Consider the following 24,859-nt stretch of genomic DNA (forward strand, 5'->3'; position numbering starts at 1 on the left):
ACATTTTTGTTAAAATCAAAGTTGAACTTAAGGGCTCCTAAGCGGACCCCATTGTGCGCACATTTGAGGAGGAACAGCTTGGTGAATAAAACCCATTTAAATAACGGGCTCAGAGTCGTGACCGAGAAAATTCCGACCTGCCGTTCGGTAGCAATCGGAATCTGGGTAAAAACCGGTTCACGGAACGAAACTCAGCTGAATAACGGAATTTCCCATTTTATCGAACACATGCTCTTTAAAGGCACAGAGCGTCACAGCGCGAAAGACATCGCGGAAGTGTTCGACGGGATCGGAGGGAATGTGAATGCTTTCACATCCAAAGAATATACATGCTATTACGCCAAAGTGCTTGACGAGCATCTCGGCATTGCGGTAGATATTTTATCCGATATGTTTTTTAATTCCGTCTTTAATGAAGAAGAGCTAGAGAAAGAAAAGAACGTCATTTTCGAAGAAATCGCCATGTATGAAGATACTCCCGATGATCTGGTTCACGATCTCGTTGCGAAAGCGGCGTACGGCAGCCATCCGCTGGGGTACACCATTTTGGGAACGCAGGCGCATTTGTCCGGGATGAAGCCAAACGATCTGCGGGCTTATATGAAAGAATGCTACACCATTGAGAATACCGTCATTGCCGTGGCGGGGAACATCGACGATAGCGTGTTCGAACTGCTGGAGAAGCATTTCGGTCATTTCAACGTTTCGGGTACGCAGCAGAACCAGGAAGAGCCCTCGTTCATGAGCGAGCGCGTTTTCCAGGCCAAGACAACGGAACAGAATCATATCTGCCTGTCGCTCCCGGGTCTTTCTCTTCGTGAAGAAAACCTCTACCCGATGGTGCTGCTCAATAACGCGATCGGCGGAGGCATGAGCTCCAGGTTGTTCCAGGAAATCCGCGAAAAGCGGGGACTTGCCTATTCGGTGTATTCCTATCATTCTTCTCACATCGACAACGGGGTATTTACGATCTATACGGGAACGGCTCCGAAACAAACGGAGGAAGTTCTGAAGGTGACGATCGAAATGCTGAACGATATCGCGGAGAAAGGCATGACGGATGCGGAACTGAGAAAAGGCAAGGAACAGCTGAAAGGCAGCCTGATTCTCAGTCTGGAAAGCACCAACAGCCGGATGAACCGGATCGGCAAAAACGAGCTGATGACCGGAAGGCATTACACGCTCGACGAAATGATCAACCGGATCGAAAGCGTTGAAATGGAGCATATCCACGCCTTGACCCGCAAGCTGTTCTCCAAGCCATTCGCCATTGCGATGGTCGGCAGCCGCGACGAGGCTTTGCAGTCAATCAGAGGAGATGAGCTTCTTGGAAAATAACACACCTGTATTCCCCATCCGCATTAAACGCCTGCCCGGCAGCGAAGGTCTTCCGCTGCCGGAGAAAATGTCCGCCGCGGCAAGCGGCTTCGATCTGCACGCGGCGAATATCGAACCCCTCGATCTGGCGCCCGGTGAGCGGGCGCTCGTTCCGACGGGGTTCGCGCTGGCGATGCCCGTAGAGCTTGAGGCCCAGATCCGCCCGCGGAGCGGACTGGCCTACAAGCACGGCATCACCACGCTGAATTCGCCGGGCACGATCGATGCGGACTACCGCGGCGAAGTCAAAGTACTCCTGATCAATCATGGTCAGGAGACATTCACGATCCGCCGCGGCGAAAGAATCGCGCAGATGGTGTTCCAGCTCGTGCCGGCCGTCTTATTGACGGAAGTGGACGAGCTGGATGATACCACGCGCGGCGCCGGCGGCTTCGGGCATACGGGGCTGACCACCGAAGCGCGGAAATAACCTGCGTCCCTGCCGGTTACAGGCGGGAACCAGGAACGGTCCAGGCTTGGCCGCCGCAGTTGGCGGACCGTGCATGCTCTTATCCGTCAGTTCACTAACCTTGCAAGGTTGAAGTTTTAATGAAGAAGGGCCTCTATCAGTTTGAAGCTGATAAGAGGCCTTTTTTATGTCCGTTTGCCGGAGTCCGCCTTGAAAAAGGGGATGAGCCGTAATGTGCGGATGCCCGGCAAGCGGATGTCACCCTTCGGTAGGCGGCGGCATACTGTATGTTATCGAGACGGATGCACGTAAGGGAGGAACGGAAACAGTATGCTCACCGGAGCGGAAGTAATTTTTATCGGCGGCGATGCCCGTCAGCTTGAAGTGATCGATAAGCTGATCGAGCTCGATGCGTCCGTGACTTTAATCGGATTCGACAATCTGCAGAAGCCATTCGCGGGAGCGGCGGGCAAGCAGCTTTCACCCGAAGCGCTGGAGAAAGCCGACGCGCTCGTTTTGCCGGTTGTGGGAACGGATGAACAAGGGCGTGTGGAAAGTATTTTTTCCGGCAATGAACTGACGCTCACGCCGGATCTGCTGGGCGCACTTCCAAAACATGCCGTGATCTATACGGGTATGGCGAAAGCTTATTTGAAGCAGCTTTGTGCATCGCAGGGTCTTAAACTAGTCGAGCTTCTCGAGCGGGATGACGTGGCGATCTACAATTCGATTCCGACGGCGGAAGGCGCTTTGATGTTTGCCATTCAGAATACGGACATTACGATTCACGGTTCGCAATCGATGGTTTTGGGGTTCGGAAGAACCGGTTTAACGATGGCTCGTACCCTTCAGGGACTGGGAGCAAAAGTGAAGGTCGGGGTGCGAAAACCGGAGCATTTTGCCAGAGCTTTGGAGATGGGTTTTACGCCGTTTTATACGCGCGAACTCTATCAGGAAGTGGCGAATATTGACTTGCTTTTTAACACAATTCCGACTATGATAGTCACAGCGCAAATAATAACGAATATCCCGCATCGCGCGGTATTAATCGACTTAGCTTCCAAGCCGGGCGGAATGGACTTCCGTTTTGCCGAGAAGAGGGGGATTAAGGCGATGCTCGCTCCAGGCCTACCCGGGATCGTCGCACCGAAAACAGCTGGTCGGATTTTGGCGAATACGCTGAGTCAGTTGATGGTGGAAGACATCAGGAATGGGAGTGGTCCGGAATGAACTGGAACGGGATAACGGTAGGGTTTGCGTTGACAGGTTCTCACTGCACCTTGGAAGAGATTATGCCGCAGATTCAAAGATTCATAGACGCAGGCGCCGCGGTTGTACCGATCGTCTCCCAATCCGTTTTGACGACGGATACGAGATTCGGCAAGGCCGTCGATTGGCAGAAGCAGCTCAAAGACATGACTGGCAGCGATCCCATTACGACGATTGTCGAAGCGGAACCGCTCGGGCCTTCCAAGAAGCTCGACGTCATGGTAATCGCCCCTTGCACGGGCAATACGACAAGCAAGCTCGCGAATGCAATGACGGAAAGCCCAGTCCTAATGGCCGCTAAAGCACAGATGCGCAATCATCGTCCGCTTGTACTGGCCATTTCTACTAATGACGGGCTCGGACTGAATTCCGCGAATATTGCGAAATTGCTCGTTACGAAGAACATTTATTTTGTCCCGTTCGGCCAGGATGCGCCGGAAGCGAAGCCGAATTCACTTGTCGCCCGAATGGATTTGATTTCGGAGACATGCGAAGCGGCCCTGAACGGCAAACAGCTTCAGCCGATGATTATTGAGCGATTTCAATATTCTTAATTATAGATCATTTAAATAATGGGGGAGCAAACGACATGTCTAATGAAAAAACTTTTAACGTAGCAGTAGTCGGCGCAACCGGCGCCGTCGGAGAACAAATTATCCGCTTACTCGATGAACGCAATTTCCCCATTAAGGAATTAAAATTTCTTTCGTCCCCGCGTTCCGCGGGTACGAAAATTCGTTTCAAAGACAGAGACATCACGGTTGAAGCGGCAACGCCGGACAGCTTTAAAGGGGTAGACATCGCCCTGTTCAGCGCAGGCGGCGACGTGAGTAAAGAACTCGCTCCGATTGCGGCTGCCGGCGGTACGATCTGTATCGACAACACGAATGCCTTCCGCATGGATCCGGAAACACCGCTTGTCGTGCCGGAAGTTAACATTGAAGAGGTTCACAAGCATAAAGGCATTATCGCCAACCCTAACTGCTCCACGATTCAAATGGTAGCTGCCCTGAAACCTCTCTATGATCGTTTCGGCATCTCCAAAATCATCGTATCTACATACCAAGCCGTATCTGGAGCAGGCAGCAAAGCGATTGATGAGATGCTTCGCCAATCCCGTGAAGCGTTGGCTGGCAATCCGGTGAACCCGGACATTTTGCCGGTCGGTTCCCTTCCCGTTAAACATCAGATTGCGTTCAATGCGATCCCGCAGATTGATAAGTTTCTGGATAACGGGTTTACAAATGAAGAAATGAAAATGATCAACGAAACGAAGAAGATTATGAACGACGAATCCCTTGAGGTTACGGCAACCTGCGTACGGATTCCCGTCGTATACGGTCACTCCGAATCGGTTTACGTGGAATTGAAGGAAGACTTCGAGCTTGAAGAAGTGCGCAGCCTTCTTGCGGACGCACCGGGTATCGTACTCGTTGACAACCCGCAGGAGCAGCAGTACCCGCTTGCAACCGAAGCGACCGGTAAACTGGAAACGTTCGTAGGGCGTGTACGCCGTGATCTTCACAACAAACGCGCGCTTAACCTGTGGATCGTATCCGATAACCTGCTGAAGGGCGCTGCCTGGAATGCGGTACAGATCGCGGAATATTTTGCACAGAACAAGTAAACTCACACAATCGGCATCGTCATCAGACGGTGCCGATTGCTCGCATCATGATTAAACATCGACAAGAAAAGCGAATAGGAAAAGAGGGAAGGATATGCGTATTCGAGTTCAAAAATTTGGCGGCACTTCCCTGTCCACGCCTGAAGCCAGAAAACATGTGCTGGAACATATCCAAGCTGCGCGCAGCGAGGATTGTCAGCTTGTCGTGGTTGTATCTGCGATGGGGCGGCAGGGAGAGCCTTATGCTACCGATACTCTGCTCGGTTTGATCCGGCAGAATGGAGATCAGCTACCTGCAAGGGAGAGGGATTTGTTGATGTGCTGCGGAGAATGGATTTCCGCAGCCAATTTGTGCAGCCTGATTCAAGCGGAGGGTATTCCGGCGGTCGTTATGACAGGCGGCCAGGCGGGTATCGAAACGAATGACGCCTACGGCAATGCCCAGATTGTTTCGGTTCAGCCGAAGCGGATTCTGGAGCATCTGGACCGGGGCGAGGTCGTAATTGTCGCCGGGTTCCAGGGGCAGACGGCCGATCATGAGTTTACGACGCTCGGACGAGGAGGAAGCGACACGTCCGCCACGGCGATCGGCGGGGCGCTTAAGGCCGAAGTGGTGGACATTTTTACCGATGTCAACGGAATTCTGACAGCGGATCCGCGTATCGTGGAAGACGCTAGGCCTTTAACGCGCGTAAGTTATGCGGAAATTTGCAACATGGCCCATAACGGCGCCAAAGTGATTCATCCGCGTGCGGTGGAAGTGGCGATGCAGGCGAATGTCCCGGTCCGGGTACGTTCTACTTTCTCCAAAGAGGAAGGCACGCTCGTGACCAATCCCGATTCCTTGTACGGCGCGGAGAAACGGGTCGAAGACCGCCACGTGACAGGGATCGCCCATTTTGGGAACATTACACAAATTCAAGTGCCCGCGGCCGAAGGCCAATACGACCTTCAACTTCAAGTGTTTAAAACGATGGCGCAGCACAGCATCAGCGTCGATTTTATTAACGTAAATCCTTCGGGGGTTGTTTATACGGTATTTGACCACGTAGCGGAAAAAGCGCTTGACCTGCTGCGCGGGCTCGGCTATAAACCCACTTCACTGAGTGGATGCGCTAAAGTGTCCGTCATCGGGGGCGGTATGAACGGTGTTCCCGGCGTTATGGCCAAGATCGTCGAGGCGCTTACGGAAGAGAACATCCGAATTCTTCAATCCGCGGACTCCAATACCACCATCTGGTGCTTGGTACACGGGGAAGATATGGTTAACGCCGTAAGAGCGCTTCATAAATCATTCCAACTGCATAAATAGGCAAAAAGCATAAGTAGGAGGCGGGAATTTTGGATTTTGGAAGAGTAATTACAGCAATGGTAACTCCCTTAAACGAACAGATGGAAATCGATTGGGATCAGGTCGGCCCTTTAGTCGATTACCTGATTAACGAGCAGCGCAGCGAAGGGCTGGTTGTTTGCGGAACAACCGGCGAATCGCCGACCCTGTCGGGAGAAGAGAAACTGAAGCTGATCGAAGCCGTCGTAAAGCATGCGAACGGCCGGTGCAAAGTCATTGCGGGAACCGGCAGCAACGATACAAACCACACGATCGAGTTATCGCGGGAAGCGGCTAAGCTGGGCGTAGATGCGCTCCTTCTCGTCGCTCCGTACTATAACCGGCCCAGCCAGGAAGGCTTGTATCAGCATTTCAAAGCTGTCGCCGAAGCTGTCGATATGCCGATCGTCCTTTACAACGTCCCGGGCCGCTCCGGTGTCAATATCGACGCGGATACGATAATCAGGCTCTCGCACGTGCCGAACATCGTGGCCAGCAAGGACTGCTCAGGGACCGATCAGTTAACGATCGTAGCCGCCGGAGCCGCCGAAGGCTTTACGGTTTACAGCGGCGACGACAGCATGACGCTCCCCGCTCTGGCCGTCGGCTGTCATGGCATTATGAGCGTAGCGAGCCATGTTGTCGGCAAAGAGATGCAGGAGCTTGTTGAAGCGTATACATCGGGTGATGTAAAACGCGCGGCCGGGCTCAACGCGAAACTGCTCCCGGTATTTACCGGTTTATTCTGCGCCCCGAGTCCCGCTCCGGTTAAGTACGCCCTTAATCTGAAAGGCGTGAACACAGGCAGCGTCCGTCTTCCTCTTGTCGATTTAAGTGAGCAGGAACAGGCTTTCGTGGCGTCGTTGTTCTAATCCAATCGCAAAAATTTCCTTATTACGACCGGTGCCGCCTGGCATCGGTTTTGTCATTTTAGGAGAGACTACAAATCATATACGCACCAACTTGTAATCGGGTAGATCTTTCCTGTATAATGGTGGCAAGTGACTGGTTCGGTTTCATTATAAAAATCGTCGTCAAATGAATTCAAGGAGGTTACTTTTTTGTCTAAGAAAAATAACGATAAAGTTCTGATTTTTGCCCTTGGCGGCGTGGGCGAAATCGGTAAAAATATGTATGTGGTGCAGTATGCGAATGATATTGTGGTTATCGACAGCGGTTTGAAGTTTCCTGAAGAAGATATGCTTGGAATCGACATTGTCATTCCGGATATCAACTACCTGCTCGAGAATAAGGACAAAGTCCGCGGCATTTTGCTGACTCACGGCCATGAAGACCATATCGGAGGGTTGCCTTACGTACTTCGGCACTTGAATGTGCCTGTTTACGGTACGCGGCTTACCCTTGGGCTTGTGGAAAATAAGCTGAGAGAAGCGAATCTGCTTGGCGAAACCAAGCGGATTCTGATCAATGCGGATTCCGAGCTTAATTTGGGAACGATTACAGCCACGTTCTTCAAAACCAACCACAGCATTCCGGATTCCGTCGGGGTTGCTCTTGAAACACCCGAAGGAGTCGTCGTGCACACCGGAGACTTTAAATTCGACCAGACACCGGTTAATGATCAATATGCTGACCTGCACCGGATGGCCGAAATCGGAAAGAAAGGCGTACTGGCCCTTCTTTCCGACAGCACAAATGCCGAGAAACCCGGATTTACGGGTTCTGAGAAAAGTGTCGGCGTTACTATCGAGGAAGTATTCCGCAAAGCCAAGCAGCGCGTAGTTATCGCGACTTTCGCTTCGAACATTCACCGTGTTCAGCAGGTTATCGACGCAGCTGAGGCTACCCGCCGTAAAGTTACGGTAATCGGGCGGAGTATGGTTAACGTGGTGTCGATCGCTTCGGAACTCGGATATCTACGCGTTCCGGACGGCATGCTGATTGAACCTGAAGAAGTAAACCGTATGGCGGCCGACCGCGTGGTCGTTCTCTGTACGGGCAGCCAAGGGGAGCCGATGTCGGCTTTGACCCGTATGGCTCGCTCCACTCATCGTAAAGTGGACATTCTTCCAGGCGATACGGTAATCATTGCAGCTACTCCTATTCCGGGTAACGAGCGCTATGTCGGCCGTACGGTAGACGAACTGTTCCGTTTGGGTGCGGACGTCATCTACGGACCGGGTTCCAAGACGGGCGTACACGTTTCCGGACACGGAAGCCAGGAAGAGCTCAAGCTTATGCTGAACCTCATGAAGCCGAAATATTTTATTCCGATTCACGGGGAATACCGCATGCTTCGTCTTCACGGTCAACTTGCCGAATCCGTCGGAGTGGACCAAGAAGATATCTTCATTCTGGATAACGGGGACACCGTTGAAATCCAGGGTGGTGTAGCTCGTAAGGGTGCAAGAATTCAGGCAGGCAACATTTTGATTGATGGACTGGGTGTCGGAGATGTAGGTAACATCGTCCTGCGCGACAGAAAGCTTCTTTCTCAAGACGGCATTCTGGTCGTTGTCGTGACACTAAGCAAACAGGATGGGACCATTCTTTCCGGTCCGGACATCATTTCCCGCGGCTTTGTATATGTCCGCGAATCCGAAGGTTTATTGGACGAAGCGAATCGTATCGTGACGAGTACGCTGAATAAATTAATGAATGATAACGTAAATGAATGGGCGTCTTTAAAAACACATGTGAAAGACGCGCTTGGACGATTTTTATATGAACAAACCAGAAGAAGACCAATGATTCTTCCGATTATCATGGAAGTTTAGTCTCTCAAACTAGTCACTTAACCCAACCGAAACCAAAGCTCTCTCCATAGCCGGAGAGGGCTTTTTTAAATGCTTTCAGACCTCATTCATCGCTGCCTGAGAAGAGGATGAATAAAGTAATAGCGTTCCTGCCCACACTAACCTCGATGATCAATTAGGAGGAATAGCCATGGGAAACGGAAATCGATATAAAGGACAACAGAATAGACCCGCCTACACGGGAGCAGGTGTATCCTCGGAGCGTTATGCAGGCAGAAACGAATATCCGTTTCAGCAGGCGAACGCGAATGTTTCAGCGGGCAGCGGCGGCTCTTTGAACAGAGGAACCCGGTACAGCGGTCAACAGGGGGCCGGACAGAATGCTTTTCCTGAAGCCGGCAATACGAACCACACCTTTACAAGCGGTGCTCCAAGAGGCTCTTACGGGCAGGTGACTGCCCATACATTCAACCCGGCACCCTACGGCCTCAGGCAAAACGGTTCCTCCTACACAGCGGAAGAAACGGCTAACGATGCCGATAACGTTACGCTGCAGCAGGTTCATTTTGAAGAGCTAGGAGAGGGTGCGGCTGCGCTTAGAGCCGACGCTTCCGTTACAAGCGACTACAACCCGCGTCCTCAGGCGCCTTTTCCCGGACCGGCTCCTTTCAACGAGCCGCCCTCTTTCAGAAGCGAAGAGCAGCCCACGGAGGAACAAAAGAAGCTGGCAGCGGTAGAAACCATCCAGCAGCTCGGGCAAATCAACACGCCGGCCGGTGAGTCGAATATCTACTGCATGAGCATCATCGGTCAGGTGGAAGGGCATATCGTACTGCCGCCGCAAAACAAAACGACGAAATACGAGCACCTGATTCCTCAACTCGTAGCTGCCGAACAAAATCCGAAAATCGAGGGAGTCCTCGTTATTCTGAACACGGTTGGCGGCGACGTGGAAGCGGGGCTTGCTATCGCCGAGATGCTTGCAACGATTTCGAAACCTACGGTTACCCTTGTACTGGGCGGCGGGCATAGCATCGGTGTGCCGATCGCGGTAAGCTCGAACCGTTCTTTTATCGCAGAGACGGCTACCATGACGATTCATCCGATCCGCCTGACGGGACTTGTCATCGGTGTGCTGCAGACGTTTGAATACCTGGAGAAAATGCAGGAGAGGGTAACCCGTTTTGTCACGAAGCATTCCAAAATCTCCGAAGAGCAGTTCAAGGAGCTTATGTTCAAAACGGGCGAACTCACCAGAGACATCGGAACTACGGTTATCGGCCAAGACGCCGTTAAATACGGATTGATCGATGAAGTGGGAGGGATTGGGCAGGCAATCGCCGAACTGAACCGCAGAATCGAGGAACGCCGAGGTTCCCGGGGAGGCGGAACGGCATGACCCACTACACGATCCTGCCGGATGCAGTCGTTTACGAAGGCTGGGATGAATACGAACCCCGCTTCCGGGATGTTGAAATCAGCGGCATCCTGATGCAGGTTGAAGCTGTCGATGAGAGCCGGGTGCGGATTGTGCGGCTTTACAGCCCGGAGCCAAAACATTACTTAAATCCTCTTTTTACGCCAGGAAGTCTGATTAATTACGTGCCCGGCCCGCAGGGGATCTAGGCACTGCCGCCCGTGTTCCGCCTACCGAAACTGTGGTATAATGATTTATCGGAGGTGGAATAGAGTGGCAAAACGCCGTAAGAAAAGCAAGACGGTCAAGACTAATCTCATGTTTGAGCTGTACGGTATTTTAATCCTGATTTTCTCGGTGATTGCGCTGGCCAGAGAAGGTCATGTGGGACGTTCGTTTCATTACGTTTGCCGCTTTTTCATCGGTACGTGGGATTTTCTGATCCCGCTGATCTGCATATACATAGCACTGCATGTTATGGTGAAGCGTTCCTGGCCCTCACGATGGACAACCCGCAAAACCGGGGTTTTGTTAATTGTGACGGGTCTTCTTGTCATGAATCATATTAATTTATTTAAAGCTCTTTTTCCAGAAGGCAACTACGAGACGACAACGATTCTGTCCGTGACATGGGAAGCTCTGAAGCAGGGCCTGCAGCCCGCCAACGGCAAAATTCTTCTGAACGATGTGGGAGGAGGGATGATCGGAGCGATCGTCTACAGCCTCCTGTATTTTTTGTTTGACAATCTGGGTGCACGCCTCGTGCAATTTGCTTTATTTGCCATCGGGCTTATTCTGGTTACGAACTTGTCTTACGTGGAAGCTGTGCAAAAGCTGCGTGCGCGCATGAAGCGCTTTTTTACTTTGCTGGAAAAAAAATTCCAGAATATGCAGCGCGGCAAAGGCAGATCTTCGTCTGCGGCTAAAACAAAAGGGAAGGCTGCTGTTTCCGAGAGCAAAAGCGAACGAACCTACAAAGAGCCTGACTTTCCTTATGACGACGAATTCGATGAGGAAGTGTACCGCCCGGATCCCAAGAGGAAGAAACCCCGTTTCCTTCAGCTGTTAAAACAGCCCGGTCCGCAGCAGGAAGACGATCAGGACGAGGACGATTTGGCGGTTTCCGGCGCCGCCGGCGGTTATCCCGAGGAGAAAGTCGTATACAAGGTCGATTCCGGTAGAGAGCCAGCAGCGCTGGACATGAACGATGAACCTCAAGCCGACCGGGAGTTTTCCACCGTTTTCCGGGACTTCCAAGAGCAGGTGCAGAAGGAAGAAAAGGTCGTACCTTCCTCTCCGGTAACGGCAGGTACGGTAGGACCCGCAGCTTTGGCTGTGAGCGCTAAAGCGGCCCCTTCCGCAAACGGAGGGCAGGCTCCGACCGATGAGCAGCTTGAAACTGTGGATGACCTTCAACTGGTTGACACAGCCGTGCCGCCGGTTCTCCCGCCTTACGACCTGCCGTCTTTGACGCTTCTTACGAAACCGGCGGCGGGTAAGGGCTCCGAGATGGCGGATTACAAGGCCAACGCCCGCAAGCTCGAAGCCACGCTGGAAAGCTTCGGCGTGCGTGCTAAGGTGCTGGAAGTCGTCCGCGGACCTGCGGTGACCCGGTATGAAATTCAGCCCGACGTAGGGGTGAAGGTGAGTCGGATCGTTAGTCTGACGGATGACATCGCGCTGGCCCTGGCCGCCAAAGATATCCGGATGGAAGCGCCGATTCCCGGCAAATCCGCCATCGGTATCGAAGTGCCGAATTCCGAAGTATCCGTCGTTACGATGCGCGAGGTAATGGAAACTTCCGCCTTCCAGGAAGCTACTTCCAGATTGTCCGTTACTTTGGGCAGGGATATTTCCGGACAGCCGATCGTCGGCAACCTGGCGAAGATGCCCCATCTGCTCGTAGCTGGTGCTACAGGTTCGGGTAAATCCGTCTGTATCAACGGAATTATTACGAGCATCCTTTACAAGGCTAAGCCCAACGAAGTCAAGTTCCTGATGGTCGATCCCAAAATGGTCGAACTCAATGTGTATAACGGCATTCCTCATCTCATGGCTCCGGTCGTCACCGATCCGCGAAGGGCGTCTCTTGCCCTGAAAAAAGTCGTCGTCGAGATGGAGAAGAGGTACGAGCTATTCTCCAAGAGCGGTACGCGGAATATTGAGGGCTACAATGCCATGCTGATCGAAAACGGTACGGAAGCGCCTCTTCCGTACATTGTGGTCATCGTGGACGAGCTGGCCGATCTGATGATGGTGGCTGCCAACGATGTGGAAGACGCTATCTGCCGACTGGCTCAGATGGCGCGTGCGGCAGGCATCCATCTGATTATTGCGACCCAGCGCCCGTCCGTGGATGTCATCACCGGCGTTATTAAAGCGAATATTCCTTCGCGGATCGCCTTCGGGGTATCTTCTCAGGTAGACTCGCGGACGATTTTGGACATGGTGGGGGCCGAGAAGCTTCTCGGCCGCGGCGATATGCTATATCTGCCTGTCGGAGCCTCCAAGCCCGTCCGTGTTCAGGGAGCTTTCCTTTCCGATCAGGAGGTCGAGACGGTAGTCAATTTCGTCCGGACTCAACAGGAAGCGAATTACCGGGAAGATATGGTGCCTCAGGTGGAAGAGCAGCCGGAGCAGCAGGACGAGTTCGGGGACGAACTCTACGATCAGGCCGTTCAGATTGTCATCGAAGCCAAGCAGGCTTCGGCGTCTCTGCTTCAAAGGCGGATGCGTATCGGCTATGCGCGCGCGGGACGGCTCATCGATTCGATGGAATCCAATGGAATCGTCGGGCCGCATGAAGGAAGCAAGCCGCGTGAAGTCCTTATTTCACTGGAGCAATTCCAGCACAATCGCATGAGTTCCTGATCCAAGTTCAAGGACGCCCTGCCGGGTTTACGGCAGGGCGTTTTTCTTGCATAGAACGTTTCCTCCTTTCTCATAATAATCACTAACAGCCAGTCATCATGAGAGAAAGGTTGATAATGGAGCATGAATAAACGCATGAACAAACGTTTGATCGCCATCACGGTTTGCGTCGTATTTACCCTGTTTGCGGCTCTGCAGATTAAGCAGAACTTCACGACTGAAGCTACATTCAGCAAGAATCTCATCAGTTATGGAGCCAAAGGCTCCGATGTCAATGAGCTGCAGGGAAGGCTCAAGTTTCTCGGATTTTACACGGGGACTGTAGACGGCGATTACGGCTGGAGAACACTCCGGTCCGTAAAATGGTTTCAAAGCGAGTTCGGTTTGAAAGTGGACGGCCATGTGGGCCCCAAAACCAAGCTTAAGCTGTGGGAAGCCACGAAGAACTGGAAGCCGACCGCGCCTGAAGCCGCCAATACAGGCAAAGCGGCAGGCCAGGCTAACCAGGGCAATCAAGGCGGCACGGCCGTTTCCGGATCGAATCTGACGCCGACGACGCACAAAGGATTTTCCAAATCCGATCTCGATCTGATGGCTAATGCCGTTTACGGCGAATCCCGCGGCGAGCCTTACATCGGTCAGGTGGCCGTTGCGGCGGTCATTCTGAACCGGGTGGACTCGGCCAGCTTCCCGAATACCGTTTCCGGCGTCATTTTCCAGCCCGGTGCGTTTACCGCTGTTGCGGACGGCCAAATCTGGCTTACGCCAAATGAAACCGCCAAAAAAGCAGTCCGGGATGCCATCAACGGCATGGACCCTACCGGCGGCTGCGAATATTATTTTAACCCCGAAACGGCTACGTCCAAATGGATTTGGACACGCCCGCAGGTGAAAACCATCGGCAAGCATATTTTCTGCAAATAACCGGAACTGAACAGAACGACAGAGGAAGTGACCGCTCGGTTGCTTCTTCTGTTTATGAAGGAATATAATGGGTATAGCCATCTGGAGAACCGAATAGTTTAGACCCAAGACGGTTGTGAAGGGAGAACGACAGCATTGAGCACCCAACAGTTTGAACGGAGTACACTGCGTCAGATAAGGCTGCATGTACTGCCTACAGATCGCTATAAAACATTCGCCATTTCCGCTTACATAGGACGTCCTCTTTCCGAGGAAGACGTAACGCAGACGGCATTGGTCCCTTTTGTTCTGAGAAGGGGAACGGAAAGTTATCCCGAAACGAAGCAGTTCCGAGAGCATCTCGACGATCTCTATGGAGCGGGCTTCGGTTTTGACATTTACAAGCGCGGAGACTACCAGATCGTTCAATTCCGCATGGATGTAATTAACGACCGGTTTGTATCGTCCCCGGAATCTCTTTTGGAGAAAGCTCTTTCGTTTCTGGGTGAAGCCATCACGAAGCCGGCAGCTGAAGGAGACGCTTTCCTCTCCAAGTATGTAGAGTCCGAGAAGGAAACGCTGCGCAAACGGATCGAGTCCATTATTAACGATAAAATCCGCTTCGCCGCCGAACGCTGTATTGCCGAAATGTGCAAAGGGGAGCCGTATCGGCTGCATCCGCTGGGCGAGCTGAAGGATATTCCCGCTTCCACCCCCGAATCCCTATTTGCCTATTTCAAAAAATGGCTGGCCGAAGCGCCTATCGACCTGTATGTGGTCGGCAATACGACGCTCCAGGAAGTCGAGAACATCGTGAGCCGTTCTTTCCGGCTGGAGAGGGAAGAGAATCCCGTCTACACGCGCACTGCGCCTCAGCGCCGGACAGGGGAGACCAACGTCGTGGTGGAACGATTCCCCGTCACGCAGGGCAAGCTGAACATGGGCCTGCGCACTCCGGTTACGTACGGAGACGATGCGTATCCCGCCGCGCTTATGTATAATGGCATTCTGGGCGGATATCCCCATTCCAAGCTGTTCTTGAATGTGCGCGAAAGGGCGAGCCTCGCTTACTATGCTTCTTCCCGGCTTGACGGGCACAAAGGCATCCTGACGATCCAATCGGGCATCGAGATGCAGAATTACGAGAAAGCGGTTGACATTATCCGCAAGCAGCTGGAAGACATGAGAACCGGCTTTATCAGCGATATCGAGCTCAGTCAGACAAGAGCGATGATAGCCAACCAGCTGCGGGAAATGCAGGATTCCGCCTTCGAACAGATCGCGTTTGATTTCAATGCCGTTCTTTCGGGCAAAGAGCGCACCGTTCAAGAGCTGATCGACGGAGTGACGAACACAAGCATCGCAGAGATTCAGCAGGCCGCCGAGGGAGTATTCCTGGACACCATCTATTTCTTGAGGGATGAAAAGGAGGAAGCCAAGTGAACGTCATTCCCTATCCTCACTTAAACGAAACTTTGTACGAAGAAAAGCTTCCGAACGGCCTTCACGTATACGTGCTGCCTAAGGAAGGCTTCCAAAAAACGTACGCGACGTTTTCCACCCGCTACGGGTCGATCGATAACCATTTTCAAGTGGAGGGCGGGCCCGAAATCCGCGTGCCGGACGGGATTGCCCATTTTCTGGAGCATAAAATGTTCGAGGAGCCTACCGGCGATGTTTTCGCCACGTTTGCATCCCGCGGAGCTTCCGCGAACGCGTTTACGAGCTTCGAGAGAACGGTCTATCTCTTTTCGGCTACGGGCCAGATTATGGAGAACATCACAACCCTGATCGATTTTGTTCAGAATCCTTATTTTACCGAAGAAAACGTCGAGAAGGAAAAGGGCATCATCGGGCAGGAAATCAACATGTATCGCGACAATCCGGACTGGAGAGCGTACTACGGCCTGATCGAGGCTTTGTACAGCAAACACCCGGTGCGGATCGACATCGCTGGCACCATCCCTTCCATTACCGAAATTACCAAGGATATGTTGTACGACTGCTACCACACGTTCTATCACCCGAGCAACATGACGGTCTTTATCGCGGGCGGCGTGAATCCCGAGGAAGTGATTTCGCATATCCGGGCGAATCAGGCGGCCAAAACATTCAAACCTCAGGGGGAAATCCGCCGGTTTTTCGAATCGGAGCCGGAAGCTGTCGAGACGGAACGCAAGGAAACGCTCCTGCCGGTATCGCTGCCTAAATGCCTGTTCGGTTTTAAAGAAAAAGCTCTGCATGAAGAAGGGAACGCGATCCTCAAACGAGAGCTTACGACGAAACTTGTGCTGGAAGTTCTGCTGGGCGCAAGCTCTCCGATCTACCAGAAGCTGTATAATGAAGGGCTTATCTCGGACAATTTCAGTCATGAGTACAACTCGTCTCCGGAGTACGCGTTTTCCGCGATGGGCGGGGATACGAAAGATCCGGATCTGCTGCTGAGCAGAATCCGTGAAGAGCTGGACCGTGTGAAAACGGAAGGGCTGGACGAAGAAGCTTTCGAAAGAAGCCGCAGAAAAAAAATCGGCGGATTTCTGCGGATGCTGAATTCCCCCGAGGCGATCACGAATGAATTTACCCGGTACCTGTTTAAAGGCGCCGATATGTTTGACATTTTAAAAACATACGAATCCATCACCAAGGATGAGGCGGAGTCCAGACTCCGTGAACATTTTGACTGGAGCCGCTTTGCCGTTTCGCTCGTGCGAAGCGAGCGTCCGTGACGGGGCTTCGGCCGTTTACCGAGCAGACGGTCCTCGTAACGGGCGGCAGCCGCGGAATCGGAGCGGCCATCGCCGAACGGTTCGCCAAGCTGGGCATGAACGTGGTGATCCATTACCTGCAGTCCCACGAATCCGCCAACGAAGTGGCGCGCCGCTGCATGAACCATGGAGCGAAGGTCATGACGGTGTGCGCGGATCTGAATTCGAAGGAACAGATTGTGGCTATGCGCGACAAAATGGAGCAGCGGGGCTTTATGCCCGATGTGCTGGTCAACAATGCGGGGATTTCCCACTACGGCCTGCTTTCCGATGTGACGGAAGAGGAGTGGGACCGTGTTATGAACATTAACCTGAAGGGCACGTTTCTGTGCAGCCAGCTCTTTATGGACGGAATGATCTCCCGGAAATACGGCCGCATTATTAACGTGTCTTCCATCTGGGGAATTTCGGGTGCGTCCTGCGAGGTTATCTATTCGACGGCAAAAGGCGGCATCAACGCGTTTACGAAAGCATTGGCCAAGGAATTGGCTCCTTCGGGCGTCACTGTAAACGCCGTTGCGCCTGGAGCGGTCGATACCGATATGATGTCCGGCTTCGACCATGCGGAGAAAGAAGCGATCGCGAGCGAAATACCGGCCGGCCGTTTTGCGGCGCCCGACGAAATCGCCTCGCTGGTGTATTTTCTGGCTTTGCCCGAGTCCGGCTACATTACCGGCCAGATTATCAGCCCCAACGGGGGCTGGCTGACTTGAACGGCGACCTGCGGTATTCCCTTAATTACCAAGGGTTTGGATAGCTTCGCGGGAATATTTGATTGTTCGGATGCAGATATTACAGGTGTTCCTCTCATCCTAACAAATCAAAGGAGGCCCGACCCATGTCTACGGTACTTACAGTGTTTGACAGATGGAAAGAATTTTTGGCTGAACGGGTGGACCAAGCCGAGAGAGTAGGCCTGAACGACGAGAAAATTTCTAAACTTGCATTCCAGATCGGTGAGTTTCTGTCCGATAAAGTGGATCCGGAAAATCGCGAAGAGCGCCTGCTCAAAGAACTCTGGGACGCAGGTGACGAGAACGAGCGCAAGGTTATGGCACGTTTAATGGTCAAACTGGTGAATAAAGAGTAGAATAGATGATGTACATGCGAAAAGCCCCACTTCAATGCGGGGCTTTTCCATGCCATCATTTCAGGAAAGGATTCGGTATCATGAGTTTCTCGCGGGTAAAACTTGCACTTTTCCTGCCAGTCATCACGGTCATGCTTTCTTCATGCGGGACTCGCGGGCTTCCGACGATCACCGAACAGCAGCTGGCGTCCAAACATTCGGTTCTGGTCGTAACGGCCTCGGATGTATCACAGGAAACGAAAACGAGCGTAGCGGCGGCACTCGCAAAATGGAGAAGCGGCAGCGGACTCACTTCGGAGTGGAAACAGGACGCGGCCTTTGACAGCGTTCTGGGCAAACAGCTGGAATCGAAACGCTATGATTATGTCGTTGTAATCGGCAGCAGTCTTGTTCCTCAAGCTTCGACAGAGGCGGTCAGGCTCAAGAATCAGAAATTCGTCGTGCTTGCGGACCGTCTGGAAGATCCCGGTATGCAGGCAGAGAAGATAGCCCCTCCGAATTCCGTTCTTCGCGGTGTAGATCATGCGATGATCGAACAGGCGATGAGCGGCTGGGTCAAAGAACAGGCGGACAAAAGAAAATCCATCGAATGGGTAACGAAATCTTCGGTTCCCATACCCTCAGGTTTATCCCCTTCCGGCTTATCCGGTCACACCGTAAATACGGACAGCAATCCCGAATGGTTCGACCAACTGAAAAAACAGGCCGCTGAGCATCGTTCAAGCTGGATTATCCAGTATACGGCTCTTCAGAAAACGGATCAGCAGAAAATCAAATCGCTCGGGATTCCCGTCGTGCCGCTGGATCAATCTTTTGCCGTACAAGTGAATTGGGAAGCCGTTATGGCGCAGGAGCAGAACAGAATGGTTCAAGGGGATTGGAAGCCGGGTATACAGACCTATTCTGCGGAAGAAATGAAACAAGTCGAATTTCTAAAAAAGTCGTAGTTACAAAGAAGTTGGCAGGACTTTGTCAAACGTTGTAGAATAATAACTCGGAATGTCTAATTCGTGCCATGGCAAATGAGGTGCTTACGTTTTGGAAATTAAAGAATGGTACATGGAATATCGAATACATAAGAACCGTCCGGGGCTTCTGGGGGATATCGCTTCCCTCATGGGGATGCTCGATATTAATATTGTGACGATCAACGGGGTGGAGGACCGCACACGCGGAATGCTTCTTCAAACCAACGATGATGAAAAAATCGAGTTAATGGGTAAAATGTTAAAAAAGGTGGATAATATCACCATAACCGCCTTTAGAACCCCAAAACTGGTTGATATTCTTGCCGTAAGACACGGCCGGTACATAGAACGCGACTCCGACGACCGGAAAACGTTCCGTTTCACAAGAGACGAACTCGGACTCCTGGTCGATTTTCTGGGCGAAGTATTCAAACGCGAGGGCAATCAGGTGATCGGACTCCGGGGAATGCCGCGCGTAGGCAAGACCGAGTCCATCATTGCAGGCAGCGTATGTTCGAACAAACGCTGGACATTTGTTTCGTCCACGTTATTAAGACAGACCGTTCGCAGCCAGCTTTCGGAGGACGAGATGTCTTTGAATAACGTTTTTATCATTGACGGAATCGTTTCAACTATCCGTTCCAATGAGAAACACTTCTCGCTGCTGCAGGAGATTATGGCTACGCCGTCTACCAAAGTAATCGAACATCCGGATATTTTTATCAAAGAGTCCCACTACACGTATAACGATTTCAATTACATCATCGAACTTCGCAACAGCCCGGACGAAGAAATCAACTATGACAGTTTTACGTATAACACAGAACCATTTTGAGGTTTTGTTCGTCTAAAAGGGAAGGACCCACTGAATTTACGGAGGTGAGAACATGTCGGAACTCGGTCAGCGATTGAAGCAGGCCCGATTGGAAAAGAGAATGTCTCTGGACGATTTACAGGAAGTTACGAAAATCAGAACCAGATACCTCGAAGCAATTGAAGAGGAAAATTATAAAGTTTTGCCCGGCAGTTTTTATGTGAGGGCTTTTATCAAAAGCTATGCGGAAGCGGTCGGTCTCGATCCGAACGAAGTTCTGAACATGTATCAGGGCACGGTTCCGGCAGCTCCGCCGGAGCCGACGGTCGAAACGATCCGCACACCGCGCCGGAGTTCAGCGAGAAGCACGGACAGACTCAGCAAGTGGGCATCCACCATTATGGTCGTTTCGTTCGTGTTGTTGATAGCGGCCATTGTGTATTATTTCGTTGTAGTTAACAACAAGGGAGGCAGCTCGGGCGCGATCAATGAGCCCAACAGGCTGACGGATACGGCGGATCCCAACGCGACGGCCGCTCCGAGTCCTGCTCCGGGCAACGGAGGGGGCACGACAGCCACAACTACGCCGTCTCCTACACCGACGCCTAGCGCGACCCCTACGCCGACTCCGACGCCTGCAGGCGCATTGACGCTTGTGAACAGCAGCAGCAGTCTGGACAATTACACGGCAGTGGGCGGTAAACTCGACATTACCGTGACGGCGGCAGGGACGCAGTGCTGGTACAGAGTCGATAGTTTCCCGAACAACAGCAAGAAAATGGAGAAGCAGGGAACTCTGAAACAGGGCGAAACGGAGACATTCTCCCTGACGACTACCGCACAGATTCGTGTAGGCGCGGCCAACGCCGCTAAAATCACCGTAAACGGGCAAGAGCTCAACGTCGGAGATGCCTCCAACCCTAAAAACATTAAAATTACGCTGCAGCCGCAGCCTTGACCGTGAACTTATCGGTGTAAATACGCAGGAGAGGACGAAGCCAAAATGAGTTCGGAAAGCTCTTTCGATATCGTATCCAAGCTGGATATGCAGGAATTAAACAACGCCATTACGCAGGCCAAGAGAGAAATCGAAACCCGTTTTGATTTCAAAGGCAGCAAGAGCGAGATCACATTGGAGAAAGAAGAACTCGTTCTTCTTTCGGACGACGATTTCAAGCTTCAGAACGTGATTGACATTCTTCACGCCAAGATGGCTAAACGAGGCATCGCCCTTAAAAATCTCGAATACGGCAAAATCGAGTCGGCTTCTTTGGGAACGGTCCGCCAGCGCGTTAAGCTGAAACAAGGAATCGAAGCGGATATCGCCAAGAAGATTAACATCATGATCCGTGATTCGAAGCTAAAGGTGAAGAGCCAGATTCAGGGAGATTCCATCCGTGTAACCGGCAAAAGCAGAGACGATTTGCAGAAAGTGATTCAAATGTTGAAAGGTGCCGATCTTCCTATCGATCTGCAGTTTGACAATTTCAGATAAATAAAGGCAGCCCTCCGGAATCCCGGTTTTTCCCTCGGATATCGGAGGGTTTCCCTATTTTGACACTCGGATTAACGTTGTATTATACTTGTAACGATGGCTTTGCTACGACGTTTGGAGGTTTCAGCATGACGGAAAAGGTAAGGGTAGTAACGCTTGGATGTGAGAAAAACTTGGTGGATTCCGAGATCATGTCCGGACTGGTCGATCAGCGAGGGTACAGCGTGGTCGAGAACAACGAAGAAGCTACCGTGATTATTGTAAATACGTGCGGATTTATCGATGCCGCCAAAGAAGAATCGGTTACTACCATTCTGGATATGGCCGATCTTAAAAGAACCGGGAATTTGAAAGCGCTAATCGTTTCGGGGTGTCTGACACAGAGGTACAAAGAAGAACTGATGAAAGAAATGCCTGAGATTGACGGGATTGTGGGAACGGGCGATTTTCACAACATCAATGCCATTATTGACGAAGCCCTGAAAGGCAAAAAACCGGTCTATGTCGGGAATCCGGTGTTTAACTATGAGCAAGCGCTTCCGCGCAAGGTTTCTACCCCCCGGTATACCGCATACGTCAAAATCGCGGAAGGCTGCGATAACGCCTGTACGTTCTGCTCCATTCCGATTATGAGGGGGAAATTCCGCAGCCGTTCGATGGAGTCCGTTATTTCGGAAGCGCGGCAATTGGCGTCGCAAGGGGTTAAAGAGGTCAGCCTCATCGCCCAGGATTCCACCAATTACGGAACGGATCTGTACGATAAGTTCATGCTTCCCGAGCTACTCAACCGGGTGAGCGAAGTGGAAGGCATCGAATGGGTCAGGCTGCATTACGCATATCCCGGATTTTTTACGGATGAGCTGATCGAAACGATGGCGGCCAATCCGAAGATTTGCAAATACATAGATATGCCGCTCCAGCACAGCTCCGACGCTATTCTCAAGCGGATGAGACGTCCCGGAAGAGATAAGGACGCCCGGGAACTTATTCTCAAAATACGCAAAAGAATGCCGGATGCGGCTTTGCGGACTTCGCTTATCGTCGGATTTCCGGGTGAAACGGAAGAAGATTTCGAACATCTTGTGCAGTTCGTAAAAGATGTCCAGTTCGACCGGCTCGGCGTTTTCACTTATTCGATGGAAGAAGACACACCGGCGTCACGCCTTCCCGGACAGGTGCCGGACGAGGTAAAAGAATACCGCGCGGCCGCTCTGATGGAGCTTCAGCGCGAAATATCCAACCGCCGCGGAGGCCGTAGGCTGGGCGAAGCGGTAGATGTGCTTATCGAGCGCTACGACGGCCGCAGCGACGTGTATATCGGCCGTTCCCAATACGATGCGCCGGAAATCGACGGGGAAGTTTTCGTAACCGGTAATAATATCGGAATAGGCGGCGTTGTAAAAGTGCGGGTTACCCACTCCTTTGAATTCGACCTCTCCGGGGAGGTAATCGCATAATGAATTTAGCGAACAAGATTACACTTGTCAGGATTTTCCTGGTGCCGATTATTATGTTTTTCCTTCTTGTGAACATCCAGTTTCCACATATTAAAATTCAAACGTTTTCCATCACGTACAACCAGATTATCGCGGCGCTAATTTTCATTATTGCGGCGAGCACCGACAGTCTGGACGGATACATCGCCCGCAAAAACAAACTGGTTACGAACCTCGGAAAGCTGCTGGATCCGCTGGCCGATAAATTGCTTGTAACCGCCGTTCTGGTGTCCCTCGTTGAAATGGATAAACTGGGCGCATGGATCGTGATCGTGATCATCAGCCGGGAATGGGCCGTGACCGGACTCAGGCAGATCGCTCTGCTGGAAGGGGCTGTTATTCAGGCGAGCAAATGGGGTAAAGCTAAAACAGCGGCACAAATCACGGCGATTATTGCGCTGCTCATCAACAACTTCCCGTTTGCGTTTATCAACGTTCCGTTTGATTTGATCGCAAGCTGGATTGCCGCGATCATCACGGTGTACTCCGGGCTCGATTACTTCATTAAAAATAAGCATGTGATTGATTTTTCCGAGAAAACACAGTAGACACTGTGTTTTCTTCGTCTCCGGGAACAAGCTGGGGGAGGTTTAGGGATAAATGCGGCAGTGAATGTAACCGGTATGTTCACGCCAACTATATAATGAGCAGGGCTGTTCGCCGGACAAGCGTACTGGATCGGACAAGAGGACGGATTTGTCCGGCGTTCATTTTCGGAAGTAAGAAACAACCCGACCGGCAAATGCAGCTCACATCATGCAAGTTTACATAAGTGAAGGAGGATCTACAGCATGAAAGCAGAATTGATTGCGGTCGGAACTGAGCTTCTGCTGGGGCAGATTTTAAATACGAATGCTCAGTACTTGGCGCAGGAATGCGCGATGCTCGGCATCGACTTGTACTTCCAGACCGTCGTAGGCGACAACCCCGCCCGCATCCGGGAAGCGTTGGAACAGGCCGGGAAACGGGCCGATCTGGTTATCACGACGGGAGGACTCGGTCCGACTCTGGACGATCTGACGAAGGATGTATTGGCCGATATGACCGGCCGCCGGCTCTATATCGACGAGATTTCCATGGCCAAGATCCGCGAGCTGTTTGATTCGCAGGGGCTTCACATGGTCGAGAGCAATTCCAGGCAAGCGAACATGATCGAAGGAGCGGAGCCGCTTCCGAACGATACGGGATTGGCCGTGGGGCTGGGCCTGGATCACGAGGGGACCCGGTATCTGCTTCTTCCCGGCCCGCCGAAGGAAATGAAGCCGATGTTTGAGCGCTACGCCAAGGACTGGTTGAGCGGCCTTATAACCGATGAGATGCCTCTGTATTCGAAGATGCTCAAGTTTGCCGGGATAGGCGAGTCCTCCCTTGAGCATAAGCTGTTTGACCTCATCGAGAAACAGACCGATCCGACCATCGCCCCATATGCCAAGGAGGGCGAGGTGACGATACGTCTGGCGACGAAGGCGCACACGGAGGAAGAAGCTCTCCGCAAGATGGAACAGGTAGAGAAGGAAATCCGCAGCCGCGTAGGGGAACATTTATATGCGGAAGAGGATATTCCGATCGAGGAAGCGGTGCTCGCGATACTTCAATCCAGAAATCAGACCCTGACGACGGCTGAGAGCTGTTCCGGCGGACTCCTGAGTGATTTGATCACATCCATCCCGGGGCGTTCCTCGGTGTTTCTGGGCGGAGTCGTCTCTTATTCCAATGAAATGAAGCATATTATGCTCGGCGTTCCTACGGAGCTGCTGGAAGGGGAGGACGCTCCCGGAGCGGTGAGCGCCGAAACGGCGGAAGCGATGGTACGGGGCCTGCTGGAGCGCACACATGCGGATTATGCCGTATCCGTAACGGGAGTTGCCGGACCGACTACCTCCGAAGGCAAACCGATCGGGCTTGTCTATGTCGGAGTCGGCTGCAAGGACGGAGATATTCATGTTCAAAAGCTTCAGCTCCCCGGGCTGCGGGAGACGATCAAGTTGCGCGCGGCCAAAACGGCTCTGCACCAGCTTTGGAAACTTGTAAAAGCGGACGGCTGATCGGCGTTTTTTGTTGAAAAACCGCAAATTTTAAGCTATAATGAAAGTATGTTAACGGAAGAACCGTAGCGAAGAATTTGTCTTTGCTGCGGTTTTTATTTTTTGCCGCGCAATGACCGAAAGGAGCGCCGTTCCCTTTAAATAAGAGAAGCTTTCTGTCCGAGTTCCTCACCGGGCGGCGATAGAGGGCTGTCACAAAAAAAACGAATGTATGTTCGAAAAAATACTTGGCAACGGGTGAAAAAGAAGGTATGATATACCTATAA

The 24,859-nt window shown here is 52.1% G+C and carries 23 protein-coding genes; all 23 read left to right on the plus strand.

Annotated elements, in window-relative coordinates; genetic code table 11:
• Positions 1 to 81 precede the first annotated feature (81 nt).
• The 23 genes from AC2TF6_RS10450 (at position 82) to AC2TF6_RS10560 (ending at position 24,593) form a co-directional block, all read left to right on the plus strand.
• Positions 82 to 1,338, plus strand: a complete 1,257-nt coding sequence (locus AC2TF6_RS10450) for a M16 family metallopeptidase (protein WP_491310934.1) — start codon at positions 82 to 84, stop codon at positions 1,336 to 1,338.
• A complete protein-coding gene (dut, locus tag AC2TF6_RS10455; RefSeq protein WP_050803027.1) occupies positions 1,319 to 1,807 on the plus strand; it encodes a dUTP diphosphatase in 489 nt (162 codons plus the stop codon). Before AC2TF6_RS10450 ends, dut begins: the two co-directional genes overlap by 20 nt.
• A 309-nt stretch (positions 1,808 to 2,116) precedes the next feature.
• The gene (gene dpsA / locus AC2TF6_RS10460; protein ID WP_491310935.1) at positions 2,117 to 3,016 is read left to right on the plus strand and encodes a dipicolinate synthase subunit DpsA; all 900 of its coding nucleotides are present in this window, start codon (positions 2,117 to 2,119) and stop codon (positions 3,014 to 3,016) included.
• Positions 3,013 to 3,609, plus strand: a complete 597-nt coding sequence (locus tag AC2TF6_RS10465; RefSeq protein ID WP_009674970.1) for a dipicolinate synthase subunit B — start codon at positions 3,013 to 3,015, stop codon at positions 3,607 to 3,609. The genes dpsA and AC2TF6_RS10465 overlap by 4 nt, the downstream gene beginning before the upstream one ends.
• A gap of 35 nt (positions 3,610 to 3,644) precedes the next feature.
• On the plus strand, positions 3,645 to 4,682 hold the full coding sequence (locus AC2TF6_RS10470; protein ID WP_491310936.1) for an aspartate-semialdehyde dehydrogenase: 1,038 nt from the start codon (positions 3,645 to 3,647) through the stop codon (positions 4,680 to 4,682).
• Between the two features lie 94 nt (positions 4,683 to 4,776).
• Entirely contained in the window at positions 4,777 to 5,994 is a 1,218-nt protein-coding gene (gene dapG, locus AC2TF6_RS10475; protein WP_491310937.1) for an aspartate kinase, read from the plus strand.
• Between the two features lie 29 nt (positions 5,995 to 6,023).
• Complete coding sequence (gene dapA, locus AC2TF6_RS10480) at positions 6,024 to 6,884, plus strand: 4-hydroxy-tetrahydrodipicolinate synthase (RefSeq protein WP_491310938.1); 861 nt, start codon at positions 6,024 to 6,026, stop codon at positions 6,882 to 6,884.
• A 189-nt stretch (positions 6,885 to 7,073) separates the two neighbouring features.
• On the plus strand, positions 7,074 to 8,750 hold the full coding sequence (locus tag AC2TF6_RS10485; protein WP_372007756.1) for a ribonuclease J: 1,677 nt from the start codon (positions 7,074 to 7,076) through the stop codon (positions 8,748 to 8,750).
• 529 nt (positions 8,751 to 9,279) lie between these two features.
• Entirely contained in the window at positions 9,280 to 10,128 is an 849-nt protein-coding gene (locus tag AC2TF6_RS10490) for a ClpP family protease (protein WP_491311622.1), read from the plus strand.
• The gene (locus tag AC2TF6_RS10495; protein ID WP_491310939.1) at positions 10,125 to 10,355 is read left to right on the plus strand and encodes a YlzJ-like family protein; all 231 of its coding nucleotides are present in this window, start codon (positions 10,125 to 10,127) and stop codon (positions 10,353 to 10,355) included. The genes AC2TF6_RS10490 and AC2TF6_RS10495 overlap by 4 nt, the downstream gene beginning before the upstream one ends.
• A gap of 64 nt (positions 10,356 to 10,419) precedes the next feature.
• Positions 10,420 to 13,017 carry an FtsK/SpoIIIE family DNA translocase gene (locus AC2TF6_RS10500; protein WP_491310940.1) on the plus strand — a complete coding sequence of 866 codons (2,598 nt, stop codon included), beginning with the start codon at positions 10,420 to 10,422 and terminating at the stop codon, positions 13,015 to 13,017.
• A 135-nt stretch (positions 13,018 to 13,152) separates the two neighbouring features.
• Positions 13,153 to 13,941 (plus strand): spore cortex-lytic enzyme, encoded by a 789-nt coding sequence (gene sleB, locus AC2TF6_RS10505; protein WP_491310941.1) that lies wholly within the window; start codon positions 13,153 to 13,155, stop codon positions 13,939 to 13,941.
• Between the two features lie 135 nt (positions 13,942 to 14,076).
• A complete protein-coding gene (gene yfmF / locus AC2TF6_RS10510) occupies positions 14,077 to 15,363 on the plus strand; it encodes an EF-P 5-aminopentanol modification-associated protein YfmF (protein WP_405082624.1) in 1,287 nt (428 codons plus the stop codon).
• The gene (gene yfmH, locus AC2TF6_RS10515) at positions 15,360 to 16,646 is read left to right on the plus strand and encodes an EF-P 5-aminopentanol modification-associated protein YfmH (RefSeq protein WP_491310942.1); all 1,287 of its coding nucleotides are present in this window, start codon (positions 15,360 to 15,362) and stop codon (positions 16,644 to 16,646) included. The genes yfmF and yfmH overlap by 4 nt, the downstream gene beginning before the upstream one ends.
• Entirely contained in the window at positions 16,643 to 17,398 is a 756-nt protein-coding gene (ymfI, locus tag AC2TF6_RS10520; RefSeq protein ID WP_009674962.1) for an elongation factor P 5-aminopentanone reductase, read from the plus strand. The genes yfmH and ymfI overlap by 4 nt, the downstream gene beginning before the upstream one ends.
• 125 nt (positions 17,399 to 17,523) lie before the next feature.
• Positions 17,524 to 17,775: a DUF3243 domain-containing protein gene (locus AC2TF6_RS10525; RefSeq protein ID WP_009674942.1), complete on the plus strand. Its 252-nt coding sequence runs from the start codon at positions 17,524 to 17,526 to the stop codon at positions 17,773 to 17,775.
• Between the two features lie 80 nt (positions 17,776 to 17,855).
• A complete protein-coding gene (locus AC2TF6_RS10530) occupies positions 17,856 to 18,722 on the plus strand; it encodes a hypothetical protein (RefSeq protein WP_491310943.1) in 867 nt (288 codons plus the stop codon).
• 91 nt (positions 18,723 to 18,813) lie between these two features.
• Entirely contained in the window at positions 18,814 to 19,578 is a 765-nt protein-coding gene (locus AC2TF6_RS10535) for a DUF3388 domain-containing protein (RefSeq protein ID WP_326052375.1), read from the plus strand.
• A gap of 52 nt (positions 19,579 to 19,630) precedes the next feature.
• Positions 19,631 to 20,515, plus strand: coding sequence for a helix-turn-helix domain-containing protein (locus tag AC2TF6_RS10540; protein ID WP_009674965.1), 885 nt, complete (start codon positions 19,631 to 19,633; stop codon positions 20,513 to 20,515).
• Between the two features lie 45 nt (positions 20,516 to 20,560).
• Complete coding sequence (locus AC2TF6_RS10545) at positions 20,561 to 21,052, plus strand: YajQ family cyclic di-GMP-binding protein (RefSeq protein WP_042233112.1); 492 nt, start codon at positions 20,561 to 20,563, stop codon at positions 21,050 to 21,052.
• 128 nt (positions 21,053 to 21,180) lie between these two features.
• Positions 21,181 to 22,509, plus strand: a complete 1,329-nt coding sequence (rimO, locus tag AC2TF6_RS10550; RefSeq protein ID WP_218228538.1) for a 30S ribosomal protein S12 methylthiotransferase RimO — start codon at positions 21,181 to 21,183, stop codon at positions 22,507 to 22,509.
• On the plus strand, positions 22,509 to 23,096 hold the full coding sequence (pgsA, locus tag AC2TF6_RS10555) for a CDP-diacylglycerol--glycerol-3-phosphate 3-phosphatidyltransferase (RefSeq protein WP_491310944.1): 588 nt from the start codon (positions 22,509 to 22,511) through the stop codon (positions 23,094 to 23,096). Before rimO ends, pgsA begins: the two co-directional genes overlap by 1 nt.
• 243 nt (positions 23,097 to 23,339) lie before the next feature.
• Positions 23,340 to 24,593, plus strand: coding sequence for a competence/damage-inducible protein A (locus tag AC2TF6_RS10560; RefSeq protein ID WP_491310945.1), 1,254 nt, complete (start codon positions 23,340 to 23,342; stop codon positions 24,591 to 24,593).
• The last annotated feature ends 266 nt before the right edge of the window (positions 24,594 to 24,859 follow it).

The organism is Paenibacillus sp. JNUCC 35 (assembly GCF_058269095.1).